This is a genomic window from Sphingomonas sp. 66-10 (assembly GCF_001897045.1).
Taxonomy (GTDB): Bacteria; Pseudomonadota; Alphaproteobacteria; order Sphingomonadales; family Sphingomonadaceae; genus Sphingomonas; species Sphingomonas lycopersici.
On record NZ_MKRR01000111.1, the window covers coordinates 164,614 to 178,170 of the forward strand.

Genomic DNA, 13,557 nt, shown 5'->3' on the forward strand with positions numbered 1-13,557 from the left:
CGAACAGCCAGCCGAGGATGCACACCCCCCAGGCCACCGCCAGCGCGATCCAGCGGCGCGTCCACAGCATGTGGAGCACGATCCTGATCTCGTCGAACAATCCTGTCACGTCGGCCTCAGAACATGCTTTCCGGGATGATGATCACATCGCCCGGCTCGAGCTTGACGTTGGCGGATGCGTCGCCACTCTTGAGCAAGCGATTGATCTTGAGCTGATATTCATGCTGCTTGCCGGTCGCGCGATCGTAACGGATCAGCCGCGCGCGATTGCCGGCGGCATATTGCGAAAGCCCGCCGACCGCGATCATCGCATCGAGCAGGGTCATGTTCGCGCGATAGGGCAGCGAGGCGGGCTTCTCGGTCGCGCCGACGATCCGCACCTGCTGGCTGAACGTGCCGGAGAAATTCTCCACGATCACCGAGACGATCGGGTCCTTGATATATTCGCCGAGCGCCGCCTTCATATCGTCGGCGAGCTTGGCCGGGGTCTTGCCGACCGCGGGCATGTCGTTGACCAGCGGCGTGGTGATGCGGCCATCGGGGCGCACCTGCACCTTCGCCGACAGTTCGGGGTTGCGCCACACGAAGATCTGCAGGGAATCGAGCGGGCCGATGACATATTGCTCGCCCGGCTGCTCGGCCTTGGCGACGAACGCCGCCGACGGCAGCGCAGCGGGCCGCGCGCCGCTTCCCGCGCCACCGCACCCCGCGAGCATCATCGATGCCAGCGCGAGCGTCGTCAGCCCACGGGAACCACTGCCAAAACGCATAGTCACACCCCTTAGCTGCACGCGGCCGGGCGGAACCCCTACCCCCCGATCCGATGCACTTTGCCTTTTGCGCTATGCGGTTAAGAGGTGAAGATAGCGTTTAAGAAAGGCCAACCATAAGTTCCGCGGCGGGCGGATGGCCGAGGAACGCCGCCGGGCTGGCGGTGACGCCATAGGCCCCGGCGAGGAAGATCGCGATGACGTCACCCGGCGCTGCGGGGGGCAGCGCGACCCGGTCGCCGAGCCGATCGAGCGGGGTGCACAGGCAGCCGACCACCGATACCTCCTCGCTCGCCGCTTCGCCCATGCGCCCCACCACCGCGAGCGGATAGTTGCGCCGCACCACCGTGCCGAAATTGCCGCTGGCGGCGAGCTGGTGATGCAGCCCGCCGTCGACGACGAGGAAGGTCTCGCCGCGGCTCTCCTTGCGATCGACCACCCGCGTCAGATAGACCCCAGCCTCGGCGACGAGCCAGCGCCCGAGCTCGATCGCGAAACGCGCATCGGCGAGGATCGCGGCGCGCGTCGCCAGCGCCTCAGCGAGCGCCGCACCGATCCGTTCGACATCGACCGCAACGTCGCCCGCGAAATAGGGCACGCCGAACCCGCCGCCGAGATTGACCAGCGGCGGCGCGGCGCCCGCTTCCTCGGCCAGCCGCGCGGCGAGCGCGAGCGTCGCCGCCTGCGTCTCGATGATCGCGGCGACATCGAGCGCCTGCGATCCAGCGAAGATATGGAAACCGCGCCAGTCCGCCCCACCCGCGACGATCAGCCGCACCACGTCCGCGGCCTGCTCGGCATCGATACCGAACGGCGACGGTCGCCCGCCCATCTTCATCCCTGAGCCCTTGAGCTCGAGATCGGGATTGACCCGCACCGCGAGCCGCGGCGTGCGCCCGAGCCGGTCGCCGATCGCCAGCGCGCGCCGTGCCTCATTGGCGGATTCGACGTTGAGCGTCGCCCCGGCGGCGATCGCCGCCTCCAGCTCGGCGTCGCGCTTGCCGGGACCGGCGAAGCTGATGCTCGCGGCGGCCTTGGCGGTGAGCGCCAGCGCGAGTTCCCCCGCGGAGGCGACGTCGATCCCGTCGACCAGCGGCGCGATCGCGGCGAGCAACGGCGGGAAAGGATTGGCCTTCATCGCATAATGCAGGTCGACGCCCGGCAGCGCGGCACGAAACCGCGCCACCCGCGCGGCGACGATCGCGGGATCGTAGACGAAGCAGGGAGATCCGGCCTCGGCCACCAGATCGTCCGCGGCGCGGCCGCCGATCGTCAGCATCCCCTGCTGCCCGGCAAATTCGGGCGGGATCGGCCCCATCGGCTTCATGACGTCACCTCCGCGCGGATCCGGGCGCGATCGAGCTTGCCGTTGGGATTGCGCGGCAGATCGTCGCGCCACTCGATCCGCGCCGGTTGCATGAAATTGGGCAGATCGCGCTTGAGCCGATCGCGCAGTGCGGGCTCCGCCGTCGCGTCGCCGCGCAGCACCAGCACGATCGCCTGACCGAGCCGCGCATCGGGAATGCCGACCGCCACCGCTTCCGCCGCCTCGCCCCCCGCGACCGCGGCTTCCTCCAGCTCGGCGGGGCTGATGCGGTTGCCCGCGCTCTTGATCATCTCGTCGTCGCGCCCGACGAAGCGGAGCAGCCCCTCGGCATCCGCCACCGCATTGTCCCCCGACCACACCGCCGTCCCGCCGTAGCGCGAGAAAACCGGCGCAGGGCGAAAGCGCTGCGCGGTGCGCTCGGCATCGCGCCAATAGCCCTGCGCGACGAGCGGCCCGGCGTGGACCAGTTCGCCCGGTTCGCCCGGCGCGGCGCGCGTGCCGTCGGGGCGGACCACCAGCACCTCGGCATGCGGGATCGCGCGCCCGATCGATTCGGGATGACGATCGACCAGCGCCGGATCGAGGAAGGTCGAGCGAAATGCCTCGGTCAGCCCGTACATCGGATAGAGCCGCGCGTTGGGAAATATCGCACGCAGCCCGGCGACGAGCCGCATCGTCAGCGCGCCGCCCGAATTGGTCAGCCGCCGAAGCCGCGCCGCGGTCTCGGCCGGCCAGTCGGCCTCGAGCAACTGCACCCACAAGGGCGGCACCCCGGCGAGCGTGGTCGCGTCGACGCGCTCGACCGCCTTCACCACGTCGCGCGCGGTGAGATAATCGAGCGGCGCCACCGCCGCCCCCGCCGCCCAGGTCGAGAGAAGCTGGCTCTGGCCATAATCGAAGCTCAGCGGCAGCACCCCGAGAACGCGATCTTCCGGGGCGATCTCAAGATAATGTGCGACGGAGTTCGCACCGAGCCAGAGGTTGGCGTGGCTCAGCATCACCCCCTTGGGGCGCCCGGTCGACCCCGAGGTATAGAGGATCGCCGCCAGCGCCTGCGGATCGGCAGTAGAACGCGGCAGCGCATCGCCTTCCCCGGCGGCCTCGGCGAGAACGACCCCCGCAGGCAGGTCTTCGGATGCAAGCGTCGCGGCGCGCGCCGGCTGGGTCAGCAGCAGCCTTGCGCCGCTGTCGCTCATGATATGCGCGACCTGCGCGCGCTTGAGCAACGGGTTGATCGGCACATGCACCAGCCCCACGCGCGGCGCGGCGAGCGGCATCAGGCACGCGGCGCGGGTCTTGGGCAGCCAGCTCGCGACGCGATCGCCCGGGGCGAAGCCGAACCCGGCGAGCCAGCCGGCCAGCCGCGCGACCGCTTGCTCAAGGTCGCGATAGGAGAGCGTTTCCCCGCGCTCGATCAGCGCTGGCGCATCGGGCGCGCCGGCGAGGACATGATCGATCGGCTGCGGGACGGGATCGAGCGGCACCATCGGCCCTCCATGACCGAAGCCGGGGGAGATTTCATCCCCCAACGCTCATGCCATGCCGTGCCGGACGGCGGGAAGCCCAAGGCGGCGTCGTTCGGCAATTTCGAGAGCGATGCCCTACTCCCACCGTCACCTCGGCCTTGAGCCGGGGTCCATTGTGCCGCACGCTCTTCGGCTGGAGCCTCTTGCTCGGCGTCTGCCTCCCGATGGACCCCGGCTCAAGGCCGGGGTGACGGGATTGTGCAGGGGTGCCGCGGCGAACATCGACCGGCTCGCGATCGCGGCATTGCCCTGTGCGCCTTTGGGCCTTAACGCGCCTCCCCAGCGGGGAAGGGATCACGCATGAAGCGGGAAGGCCACGACGATATCGAGCAGACGGTGCGCGGCGTATTGCGCGACGCGCTGGGGCTGCCCGAGGCGCAGGTCGCGGCATTCACCGCCGATACGCCGCTGTTCGGCGCGCTGCCCGAGCTCGATTCGATGGCCGTCGCCGGGGTGTTGACCGAGCTCGAAGACCGGCTCGGCATCACGATCGACGACGATGACGTCGACGGCGACATGCTCGAAACCTTCGGCGCGCTGACCCGCTTCGCGGCGGGCAAGGTCCGGGCCTGAGCGCCCCCCGCATCGATCATTACACCTGGCGCGGCGGGCGCGAGGCGATGCTGCGTCTCGGCCCGATGCACGGCGCGGTCGTCGTCGTCGCGCTGCCGCTGTTCGAAGAGGCCAACCGCACCCGCGCCGCAGCGATCGACGTGCTGCGCCGGCTCGCCGAGCGCGGGATCGGCGGGGCGCTGCCCGATCTGCCCGGCACCGGCGAAAGCCTGATCGAAACCCGCGACGCGACACTGGCCGACTGGCGCGACGCCTTCGCCGATGCCGCGGCGAGCCTCGGTACGCCGGCGTTCGCGATGAGCTGGCGCGGCGGCGCACTGGTCGACAATGACGCGCGGCTCGCCGGGCGCTGGCACCTCGCGCCGTTGAGCGGCACGGATCAGCGCCGCGAACTGGATCGCCTCCGCAAGCTCGGCGGGGATGCGGATTATGCCGGCAATTTGCTGTCGCCCGCGCTGCTCGACCAACTCGCCGCCGCCGCGCCGCTGACCGGCGCGCGGGTGAAGGCCGCACGGCTGGAGGGCGATCCGCGACCGGCGGACGTCCTGCTTTCGGGCCGCAATCTGTGGCGCGCGAGCGAGCCTGCGGTCGACCCGGCGCTGCAGGAAGTGATCGCCACCGATCTCGCCAACTGGATCGCGATATGCGCCGGCTGATCGCCTTTCCGTGCGAGGAGGATCAATTGCTCGGCTCGCTCGACGAGGCGGACGGCACGACCGGGCTGTTGATCGTCTCGGGCGGGAACGAATTGCGCAGCGGGGCGCATCGCGGGATGGCGATGCTCGCCGCGACGCTGGCGGCGGAAGGAACGCCGGTATTCCGCTACGACCGGCGCGGCGTCGGGGATTCGGGGGGTGCCAATCGCGGGTTTCGCGCGGCGCGCGCCGATCTGCTCGCCGCCTGCGGGGCATTCCGGCGCGAGGCGCCACAGGTCGCCGCGCTGGTCGCGTTCGGCAATTGCGATGCCGCGACGTTGCTCGCGCATCACGGGCGCGACGCGGGGATCGATCGCGTGCTGCTCGCCAATCCCTGGGTGGTCGAGCCGCGCGACGACCTGCCCCCCGCCCCGGCGATCCGCGCGCATTATGCCGCGCGGCTACGCGACCCGGCGACGTGGCGGCGACTGCTCACCGGCGGCGTATCGATCGGCAAGCTTATCCGCGGGTTACGGCGTATTTCGCAGAACGGTCCGCAGAATGATCCGTTCACCGCCGGCGTGCTCGCGGCGATCGCCGCCTGGGGCACCGATGCGCGCATCATCCTCGCCGAACAGGATGCAACCGCGATCGCTTATGCCGATGCCGCGCGCCGCGCCGGGATCGCGCCGCGCACGCTCACCGTCCGCACCGCATCGCACAGCTTCGCGCGGCCGGCGGACGCCGCCGCGCTGGCGGCGGCGATCCGCGATCTTGTTACCGCGCGCGAATAAACGCGCGGATATCGTTGGAAAGCTTCTGCAAATCCTCATCGCGCACATACATCATGTGCCCGGCGTTATAATAATGCCATTGGATGCGTCCGTCGGTCGGCATCCCGGTGCGGGTAAGCGAATATTCGGCGCCGAAGAACGGCGTCGCGAAATCATAATAGCCCTGCCCGGCGAACACCCTGAGCCCGCTATTCTCGCGCAGCGCCCGGCCGATATAGGGCGCGACGTTGAGATAGCCCTCCCCGCCGCGCGGCCCGCCGATGTTCCAATCCCAGTCGCGCACCCCGCCGATCGAGATGTAGACCCGCTCAGGGGAATATTTCAGCCCTTCGCGCACCCAATGGTTCATCGCCGCGGTATAGGCGCCGTCGATCCCGTAGAAGCTCGGATCGTTATCGGGCTCCTCCCCGGCATTGTCGTAATCCTTGCCGGTATAGCGCGTGTCGAGCCGCCCGATCGTCAGCCCGCGATCGCGCAGCAGCTCCTTGTAGAAGCGACCCGGCGACAGCCGGAGGTCGGCATGTTCGAGATAGGTTTGCGACACGCCCGTAAAGCGCGACAATTGCGGCAGGATCTGCGCGCGCTCGGCGGCGCTCAGCGCATTGCCCTTGAGCAGCGCCGAGGCATAGGGTCCGATCGCGAACGCCTTCGCCTCGGCGACGAATTGCTCGACGGTCGCGGGCTTGTCCTGCACCTTGTTGTGGAACCAGGCGGTCGCCGCCATCGACGGCAGATTGGTGACATACCCCAGCTCGTTGCCGGGGGAATCCGCCGCCTGGCTGAAATCCAGGATCGAGGAGATCAGGATGATGCCGTTGACCGCGACATCGGTGTAGCTGCCCTCGAGCTCGTTGATCACCGCCGCGGAGCGCGTGGTGCCATAGCTTTCGCCGCCGATATATTTGGGCGCGTTCCAACGCCCGTTGGCATCGAGCCACAGCCGGATGAACGCCGCCATCGACTTGGCGTCCTTGGTGACGCCCCAATAATCCTTGGGATCGGTCTTGCCGAGCGCGTGGCTGAACCCGGTGCCGACAGGATCGATGAACACCAGATCGGTGACGTCGAGCAGCGACGCGGCATTGTCGATCATGCGATAGGGCGGCGCGCCGTCATCCTTGGCGTCGCTCGGCACCACCACGCGCTTGGGCCCGAACGCCCCCATCTGCAGCCATAGCGAGCCCGATCCGGGTCCGCCGTTCCACAGGAAGGTCACCGGCCGGTTGGGATCGACCGCGCCTTCCTTGACATAGCTGTAGGAGGTGATCGCCGCGAGCGGCTTGCCGTCCTTGTCCTTGAGATAGGTTTCGCCCGCGGTCGCCTTATAGGCGATCTTCACCCCGCCGAACGTCCCCGTGTGATGCGTCACCGAAACGACCGGCGGCGGGATCGCGGGATCGCCGCTCTTCTCCGCCGCTTCGGCGTCGCCCTTCTTGTCCGCCGCCAGCGCCGGCGTGGCGAACAACATCATTGCCGCGGACGCGGCGAGTACAAATCTGACTTTCATGATCCCCCCGGTAATCGTGTGCTTATTCAGCAGCTTCTGCCAATTTCTCGAAATCAGCCTCAGCCAGGAAACGCTCCGCGTCAAGCGCGGCCATGCAGCCGGTGCCGGCCGCGGTCACCGCCTGACGATAGATTTTGTCCATCACGTCACCGCACGCGAACACACCGGCGACGCTGGTGCGGGTCGACCCCGGCTGGACCGCGATATAGCCGTCGTCGTCGAGCGCGAGATGGCCGCGGAACAATTCGGTCGCCGGATGATGCCCGATCGCGACGAACCCGCCCTGCACGTCGAGCCGCGAAACCTCGCCGGTCGCGGTATCCTTGAGATCGAGCGCGACGAGCCCGGCGGTGCCGCCGCCGTCGACGAATTCGGCGACTTCCTTGTTCCACAGCACCGTGATGTTGGGGTGCGCGAACAGCCGCTCCTGCAGGATCTTCTCGGCGCGCAGCGAATCGCGGCGGTGGATCAGCGTCACGTCGTCGGAATGGTTGGTGAGGTACAGCGCCTCCTCGACCGCGGTATTGCCGCCGCCGATCACCGCGACCTTCTTGCCGCGATAGAAGAAGCCGTCGCAGGTCGCGCAGGCGCTGACGCCCTTGCCCTTCATCGCTTCCTCGCTGTCGATCCCGAGCCATTTGGCCTGCGCCCCGGTGGCGATCACCAGCACCTCGCCCTCATAGACATCGCCGCCGTCGCCGATCAGCCGGAACGGGCGCTTGGTCAGATCGACCTCGACGATCGTATCCCACATCAGCCGCGTGCCGACATGCTCGGCCTGCTTCTGCATCTGCTCCATCAGCCACGGCCCCTGGATCACGTCCGCGAAGCCGGGGTAATTTTCCACATCGGTGGTGGTGGTGAGCTGGCCGCCGGGCTGGATGCCCTGGACGACGATCGGCTGCATCCCGGCGCGTGCGCCGTAAATGGCGGCGGAGAGCCCGGCCGGGCCGGAACCGAGGATCAGCATGCGGGTGGTGTGCGTGGTCATGCGCACGATGTAGAGCCCCGCTCCCCAGTTGCAAACCGCCTGCGTTGCGCGGGCGGACAAGTCCTGCTTTGGTGGCCCCATGACGGACTTTTCACCGATGCTTCAGCCCGACCGCGGCCAGCCGGCGCGCGCGCTCCATATCGTCCACCCCGATGCCTTCGCCGACTGGCTCGCCGGCCAGCCGCCGCGCGTGCGCAGCACGGTCGCGGCGAACCGGGTGGCGGGCAAGGCCGGCGAGCGCGCGGTGCTCCCCGGCGAGGCGGCGGAGGACTGGTCGTACCTGCTGGTGTGCAACGAGCCCGAAGAATCGCCGTGGCGAATCGCCTCGCTCGGCACATCGCTGCCCGAGGGAACCTATCGGCTCGCGTCGGGCGAGCCCGGGGCGGCGATGCTCGGCTGGCTGCTCGGGCAATATCGCTTCGACCGCTATCGCGCCGATCCGGCCGAGCCGCGCGTGCTGCTGTCGGGCGAGCCGGCACGGATCGAGGAGGCGCTGCGCGTCGCCGAGGCGACCGCGCTGGTGCGCGATCTGGTCAATACGGGCGCGGGCGATCTCGGCCCGGCGGAGCTGGAGGCGGCGGCCGAAGCGCTGGCCAAGAAGCATAATGCGACGCTCAACGTGACGCGCGGCGATGCGCTGGCGACGGGCTATCCGATGATCCACGCGGTCGGGCGCGCGGCGGCGAAGGAAAACGCGCCGCGGCTGATCGAGCTCGAATGGGGCGATGCGGCGCATCCGCGCATCGCGTTGGTCGGCAAGGGCGTGTGCTTCGATTCGGGCGGGCTCGATATCAAGCCCGCCGCGGGCATGCGGCTGATGAAGAAGGATATGGGCGGCGCGGCGCATATGCTGGCGCTCGCCGGGCTGGTGATGGCCGCGCGGCTCAAGGTGCGGCTCCATTTGCTGATCCCGGCGGTGGAGAATGCGGTTTCGGGCAACGCCTTCCGCCCCGGCGACGTACTCAGGACGCGCAAGGGGCTGACGGTCGAGAATACCAACACCGATGCCGAGGGCCGGCTGATCCTCGGCGATGCGCTGGCCAAGGCGGTCGAGGCGGAGCCCGCGCTGATCCTCGATTTCGCGACGCTGACCGGCGCGGCACGGGTCGCCTTGGGGCCGGATCTGCCGCCGCTGTTCGCCAATGACGATGCGCTGGCGGCCGAATTGCTCGACGCGTCGGTCCGCGTCCGCGACCCCTTGTGGCGAATGCCCTTGTGGGACGGCTATGACGAGATGCTCAAATCCGACGTCGCCGATATGGTCAATTCGCCCGAGGGCGGGTTTGCCGGGGCGGTCACCGCCGCTCTGTTCCTGCGCCGTTTCGTCCCCGACAATATCGCCTGGGCGCATGTCGATACCTTCGCGTGGCGCCCGGCGGCCAAGGCGGGGCGGCCCAAGGGCGGCGACGCGCTGGGGCTGCGCGCGGCGTGGGAGGTACTCAAGGCGCGCTATTCATGAGCGACGGCCCGCTGCTCGCGATCACCTTTGACAGCGAAGTGATCCACTGGCGCGGGCCGGCGCCGTTCTTCTTCGCCCCCGTCCCGCGCGAACATGCCGCCGCGATCAAGGCGGCGGCGCGCGTCGCGAGCTATGGCTGGGGCGTCGTGCCGGTGACGGTGGCGATCGGCGGCGCCAGCTTCACCACCTCGCTGTTTCCGCGCGACGGGAGCTATCTGGTGCCGCTCAAGGATGCGGTGCGCGCGGAAACCGGGGTGTCGCTGGGCGATCCGGTGACGGTCGAGATCGAGATCAGCCACCGGTAGTGCCCACCCTATGTGCGCCCGCGAAGGCGGGAGCCCAGACTGGGGCCCAAGGCGGGGACACAAGGTGGCGTCACCCCACCCCGGCGTTGGCAGATTACGCCCCCGCCGCGATAATCGGCGCGAACTTGGCCGCGGTGAGGCTTGCCCCGCCGACCAGCGCGCCATCGACGTCGCGCGCGTGGAGCAGCGCCGCGGCATTGTCCGCGGTCACCGACCCGCCATAGAGCAGCCGCACCGCCGCGCCCGGCTCGGCCCCGAGCAGTTCGACCAGCGTCGCGCGGATCGCGCCGTGCATCGCCTCGACATCCTCGACGGTGGCGGTGCGGCCGGTGCCGATCGCCCAGATCGGTTCATAGGCGATCGCGAGCCAGTCACCCGCCGCGCCCTCGGGAAGCGAGGCGCGCACCTGCGCGGTGACCACCGCGACCGCACGCCCGGCCTCGCGCTCGTCGAGCGTTTCGCCGACGCAGAGGATCGCGTTCATGCCGTGCCGCCTGAGCGCTTCGGCCTTGGCCTTCACATCGGCGTCGCTCTCGCACTGGCCCTGCCGCCGCTCGGAATGGCCGACGATCGAGAAGGCCGCGCCCGCCTCCTTCGCCATCGCCGCCGAGATGCAGCCGGTATGCGCGCCGCTGTCGGCGCTGTGGACATCCTCGGCCCCGATCGGGAAAGCCGCGCGCGCTGCGGCCGGGGCGATCAGCGTCGCGGGCACCGCGATCGCGACATCGATCCGCGGATCGAGCGCCGCGCCGATCCCATCGAGCTCGGCAAGGCTGGCGAGCGACCCGTTCATTTTCCAGTTTCCGGCAACCAGCTTACGACGCATGATGCTCCCTTCGATCGTGTTCGGACGGGCGATAGCGATGCCGGGCGCGCGATGCCACCGTCAGGGTCAATCGCGACGCAAACCGTTCGTCAACCCGGTGCGGCCTTGATGCCACCGTTCGCCCCCCCTAAAGCCTCCAACCGCAACTTTACGGATTTCAACGCGCATGCTCGGCTTTTTCCGGCGGATCATCAATTCAAAGGCCGGTCTGGTCATCACCTTCCTCACGCTCGGCGTGATCGCAATCGCATTTGCCGCGGGTGACGTTACCGGGCTCGCCTCCGGCTCCGGCGGGATGACCAAGACCACCGTCGCGCGCGTCGGGCGGGTCGCGATCGGTGAAGCCCAGCTCAAGCAGCGCGTCGGCGATCAGCTCAACCAGCTTCGCCAGGAAAATCCGACCGTCGACATGCCCGCCTTCGTCGCCGGCGGCGGGGTGGAAGGCGTGCTCGATCAGCTGCTTACCGGGATCGCGCTCGAGCAGTTCGGGCAGGATCAGGGCATGGCGGTGAGCCGCGCGCTGGTCGGCAGCGAGCTGCAGGGCATTCCTGCGCTGCAGGGGCCGAGCGGCAAGTTCGACCAGAAGATCTACGAGCGCGTGCTCCAGCAGCGCCGGATGACCGACGCGCAGGTGCAGGGCGAGATTGCGCAACAGGCGATGGCGCGCTTCCTGCTCGCCCCGACGATCGGCGCGGCGCAGATGCCGGCGTCCTTCTCGCTGCCTTATGCCTCGCTGCTGCTCGAACGCCGTTCGGGGCAGATCGCGCTGCTGCCGGCGGCGGCGATGCCGACCGGCCCGGCGCCGACCGATGCCGAGTTGCAGGCGTTCTACAAGAACAACGCCGCGCGCTACACCGTGCCGGAGCGCCGCGTGATCCGCTACGCCCGCGTCACCCCGGATTCGCTCAAGGCGCAGATCCAGCCGAGCGAGGCGGAAATCGCGGCGGCGTATAACAAGGACCGCGCGAAATATGCGGCGAAGGAAAAGCGCACGATCACCCAGGTCGTCGTGCTCGACCAGAAGGCCGCCGAGGCGCTCGCCGCCAAGGTGAAGGGCGGCGCGCCGATCGCCGATGCGGCGCGCGCCGTCGGGCTCGAACCGCGCACGATCAACACCGTGGAAAAGAGCGCTTACGCCGCGCAGACCTCCCCCGCCGCCGCCGATGCGGTGTTCGGCGCGGCGAAGGGCGCGACCGTCGGCCCGGCGAAGGGCGCGGTCGGCTTCGTCGTCGCGCGCGTCGACGCGGTCGAGCAGGTCGCGGCCAAGTCGCTCGCCGAGGCGCGTGAGGAAATCGCCAAGGCGCTGACCCAGCAGAAGACCGTCGCGGCGCTGGGCGCTGTCCACGACAAGCTCGACGATGCGATCGCGAACAATGCCAATTTCGCCGAGCTGGTCGGCGACAACAAGCTCACCGCGCAATCGACCCCGGCGCTGACCGCGACCGGGCTCAACCCCGACGATCCCGCGTCCAAGCCCGATCCGGCGCTGGCCGAGATCATCAAGGCGGCGTTCGCGGCCGAGGAAGGCGACGCGCCGGTAATGGTGCAGACCGCCCCCGACGGCAGCTTCGCGTTGGTCGCGCTCGATCGCATCGTCCACGCCGCGCCGCGCCCGCTGGCGCAGGTGCGCGAGGCGGTGGTGAAGGACGTCCAGGCCGATCGCGCGCGCAGGGCGGCCCGCGCCGCCGCCGCCGCCGCGCTCGCCAAGGTGCAGAAGGGCACCCCGCTCGCCCAGGCGCTCAACGAGGCCGGGGCGAAGGGCGCCAAGATCCAGCCGATCGGCGCGGTACGCGGCCAGCTCGCCAGCAACCCGCGCGGGGTCGATCCGGCGCTCGCGATGCTGTTCAGCCTGCCCGGCGGCGGCGCGCGGATGCTCGAGGCGCCGGGCGGCGCGGGCTGGCTGATCGTCAAGCTCGACACGATCGTCGCCGGCGATGCCGCCAGCATGCCGCCGCTGCTCGCCTCGACGCGCCGCGATCTCGGCCGGCTGGTCGGGCGCGAATATGCCGAGCAGTTCACCAATGCCGTCAAGGCCGAGGTGAAGGTGACCCGCAACGCCGCCGAACTCGCGCGGATCAAGGCCGACCTTTCGGGCAAGGACGCGTCCAATCAATAACGTGGCGCCCAGCAACCCCGCCGTCGCCACGCTCGCCGCGGGGAAGCCGGCGCTCGTCTGGCGCCGGCGCATCGCCGATACCGAGACCCCGGTCGCCGCCGCGCTCAAGCTGATCGAGCCGGGGCGCGGCGATTTCCTGCTCGAATCGGTCGAGGGCGGATCGGTGCGCGGGCGCCACAGCCTGATCGGGCTCGCCCCCGATCTGGTGTTCCGCGCTCAAGGAAACGACGCAGCGATCAACCCGCGCTGGCTGACCGATCGCGACGCCTTCGCCCCCTGCCCCGAGCCGACGCTCGCCGCGCTGCGCAAGCTCGTCGCCGAGTGCCGCGCGGAGGTGCCGGCGGAATTGCCTGCGGCGCTCGCCTGTCTCGTCGGTTATTTCGGCTATGAGACGATGGCGCTCGCGGAAAATCTCGCGATTCCCGCCGCCGACCCGCTCGGCTTGCCCGACATGATGTTCGTACGGCCGACGGTGATCCTGGTGTTCGACCGGCTCGCCGATGCCTTGTTCCTCGTCGCGCCGGCATGGCCCGATGCGACGCGCGATGCCGCGGCGATCGTTGCCGAGGCCGACGAACGGCTCGATGCGGTCGAGGCCCGCCTCGCTTCCGCCGCGCTGCCGCCGCGCGTCACCGGCGATCCCGCCGAGATCGCGCTCAACCCGGTGCTGCCGGCGGGTCGCTACGGCGAGATGGTCGCGCGGGCGAAGGATTATATCACTGCGGGCG

At 69.5% G+C, this 13,557-nt stretch carries 13 protein-coding genes; 7 read left to right on the forward strand and 6 right to left on the reverse strand.

Annotated features, from left to right (window positions below):
• Window positions 1-116: 116 nt before the first annotated feature.
• From BGN95_RS11630 to BGN95_RS11640, 3 genes are all read right to left on the reverse strand, one after another.
• Window positions 117-770, reverse strand: coding sequence for an XrtA/PEP-CTERM system exopolysaccharide export protein (locus BGN95_RS11630; protein WP_265269193.1), 654 nt, complete (start codon window positions 768-770; stop codon window positions 117-119).
• Window positions 771-870: 100 nt separating this feature from the next.
• Window positions 871-2,097: a pyridoxal-dependent decarboxylase, exosortase A system-associated gene (locus BGN95_RS11635; protein ID WP_286772678.1), complete on the reverse strand. Its 1,227-nt coding sequence runs from the start codon at window positions 2,095-2,097 to the stop codon at window positions 871-873.
• Window positions 2,094-3,584, reverse strand: a complete 1,491-nt coding sequence (locus BGN95_RS11640; protein WP_286772679.1) for an AMP-binding protein — start codon at window positions 3,582-3,584, stop codon at window positions 2,094-2,096. The genes BGN95_RS11635 and BGN95_RS11640 overlap by 4 nt, the downstream gene beginning before the upstream one ends.
• A 339-nt stretch (window positions 3,585-3,923) precedes the next feature.
• Between BGN95_RS11640 and BGN95_RS11645 the strand changes: the two genes are divergently transcribed.
• Genes BGN95_RS11645 through BGN95_RS11655 form a run of 3 tightly spaced genes read left to right on the forward strand, consistent with a single transcriptional unit; the run spans window position 3,924 to window position 5,625 of the window.
• Window positions 3,924-4,196 (forward strand): acyl carrier protein, encoded by a 273-nt coding sequence (locus BGN95_RS11645; RefSeq protein WP_179511478.1) that lies wholly within the window; start codon window positions 3,924-3,926, stop codon window positions 4,194-4,196.
• A gap of 47 nt (window positions 4,197-4,243) precedes the next feature.
• Complete coding sequence (locus BGN95_RS11650; protein WP_286772680.1) at window positions 4,244-4,852, forward strand: alpha/beta hydrolase family protein; 609 nt, start codon at window positions 4,244-4,246, stop codon at window positions 4,850-4,852.
• Window positions 4,840-5,625 carry a hydrolase 1, exosortase A system-associated gene (locus tag BGN95_RS11655; RefSeq protein ID WP_179511476.1) on the forward strand — a complete coding sequence of 262 codons (786 nt, stop codon included), beginning with the start codon at window positions 4,840-4,842 and terminating at the stop codon, window positions 5,623-5,625. Before BGN95_RS11650 ends, BGN95_RS11655 begins: the two co-directional genes overlap by 13 nt.
• On the opposite strand, the gene BGN95_RS11660 is transcribed toward BGN95_RS11655, so the two are convergent.
• Entirely contained in the window at window positions 5,609-7,132 is a 1,524-nt protein-coding gene (locus tag BGN95_RS11660) for a S10 family peptidase (protein WP_265269189.1), read from the reverse strand. The genes BGN95_RS11655 and BGN95_RS11660 overlap by 17 nt on opposite strands.
• 22 nt (window positions 7,133-7,154) lie before the next feature.
• The gene (gene trxB / locus BGN95_RS11665) at window positions 7,155-8,123 is read right to left on the reverse strand and encodes a thioredoxin-disulfide reductase (protein ID WP_179513625.1); all 969 of its coding nucleotides are present in this window, start codon (window positions 8,121-8,123) and stop codon (window positions 7,155-7,157) included.
• Between the two features lie 79 nt (window positions 8,124-8,202).
• On the opposite strand from trxB, the gene BGN95_RS11670 reads away from it, so the two are divergent.
• Complete coding sequence (locus BGN95_RS11670; RefSeq protein ID WP_286772681.1) at window positions 8,203-9,582, forward strand: leucyl aminopeptidase family protein; 1,380 nt, start codon at window positions 8,203-8,205, stop codon at window positions 9,580-9,582.
• Complete coding sequence (locus tag BGN95_RS11675) at window positions 9,579-9,887, forward strand: DUF1905 domain-containing protein (RefSeq protein ID WP_179511473.1); 309 nt, start codon at window positions 9,579-9,581, stop codon at window positions 9,885-9,887. Before BGN95_RS11670 ends, BGN95_RS11675 begins: the two co-directional genes overlap by 4 nt.
• A gap of 94 nt (window positions 9,888-9,981) precedes the next feature.
• Here the strand turns inward: BGN95_RS11675 and tpiA are convergent, their stop codons facing one another.
• Window positions 9,982-10,716, reverse strand: coding sequence for a triose-phosphate isomerase (gene tpiA, locus BGN95_RS11680; RefSeq protein WP_286772708.1), 735 nt, complete (start codon window positions 10,714-10,716; stop codon window positions 9,982-9,984).
• A gap of 163 nt (window positions 10,717-10,879) precedes the next feature.
• Here tpiA and BGN95_RS11685 point away from each other — a divergent pair, with 163 nt between their 5' ends.
• Window positions 10,880-12,829 carry a peptidylprolyl isomerase gene (locus tag BGN95_RS11685; protein WP_286772682.1) on the forward strand — a complete coding sequence of 650 codons (1,950 nt, stop codon included), beginning with the start codon at window positions 10,880-10,882 and terminating at the stop codon, window positions 12,827-12,829.
• A 1-nt stretch (window position 12,830) separates the two neighbouring features.
• On the forward strand, window positions 12,831-13,557 hold a 727-nt coding region (locus BGN95_RS11690; RefSeq protein ID WP_502688283.1), incomplete at its 3' end, for a chorismate-binding protein.

Bases quoted from the DNA above. Each gene is read 5' to 3' on its own strand.
- BGN95_RS11645 (WP_179511478.1), top strand. From the start codon at position 3,924: ATGAAGCGGGAAGGCCACGACGATATCGAGCAGACGGTGCGCGGCGTA.
- BGN95_RS11675 (WP_179511473.1), top strand. From the start codon at position 9,579: ATGAGCGACGGCCCGCTGCTCGCGATCACCTTTGACAGCGAAGTGATC.
- BGN95_RS11640 (WP_286772679.1), bottom strand. From the start codon at position 3,584: ATGGTGCCGCTCGATCCCGTCCCGCAGCCGATCGATCATGTCCTCGCC.
- BGN95_RS11635 (WP_286772678.1), bottom strand. From the start codon at position 2,097: ATGAAGCCGATGGGGCCGATCCCGCCCGAATTTGCCGGGCAGCAGGGG.
- BGN95_RS11655 (WP_179511476.1), top strand. From the start codon at position 4,840: ATGCGCCGGCTGATCGCCTTTCCGTGCGAGGAGGATCAATTGCTCGGC.
- BGN95_RS11630 (WP_265269193.1), bottom strand. From the start codon at position 770: ATGCGTTTTGGCAGTGGTTCCCGTGGGCTGACGACGCTCGCGCTGGCA.
- BGN95_RS11685 (WP_286772682.1), top strand. From the start codon at position 10,880: ATGCTCGGCTTTTTCCGGCGGATCATCAATTCAAAGGCCGGTCTGGTC.
- trxB (WP_179513625.1), bottom strand. From the start codon at position 8,123: ATGACCACGCACACCACCCGCATGCTGATCCTCGGTTCCGGCCCGGCC.
- BGN95_RS11650 (WP_286772680.1), top strand. From the start codon at position 4,244: ATGCTGCGTCTCGGCCCGATGCACGGCGCGGTCGTCGTCGTCGCGCTG.
- BGN95_RS11670 (WP_286772681.1), top strand. From the start codon at position 8,203: ATGACGGACTTTTCACCGATGCTTCAGCCCGACCGCGGCCAGCCGGCG.
- BGN95_RS11660 (WP_265269189.1), bottom strand. From the start codon at position 7,132: ATGAAAGTCAGATTTGTACTCGCCGCGTCCGCGGCAATGATGTTGTTC.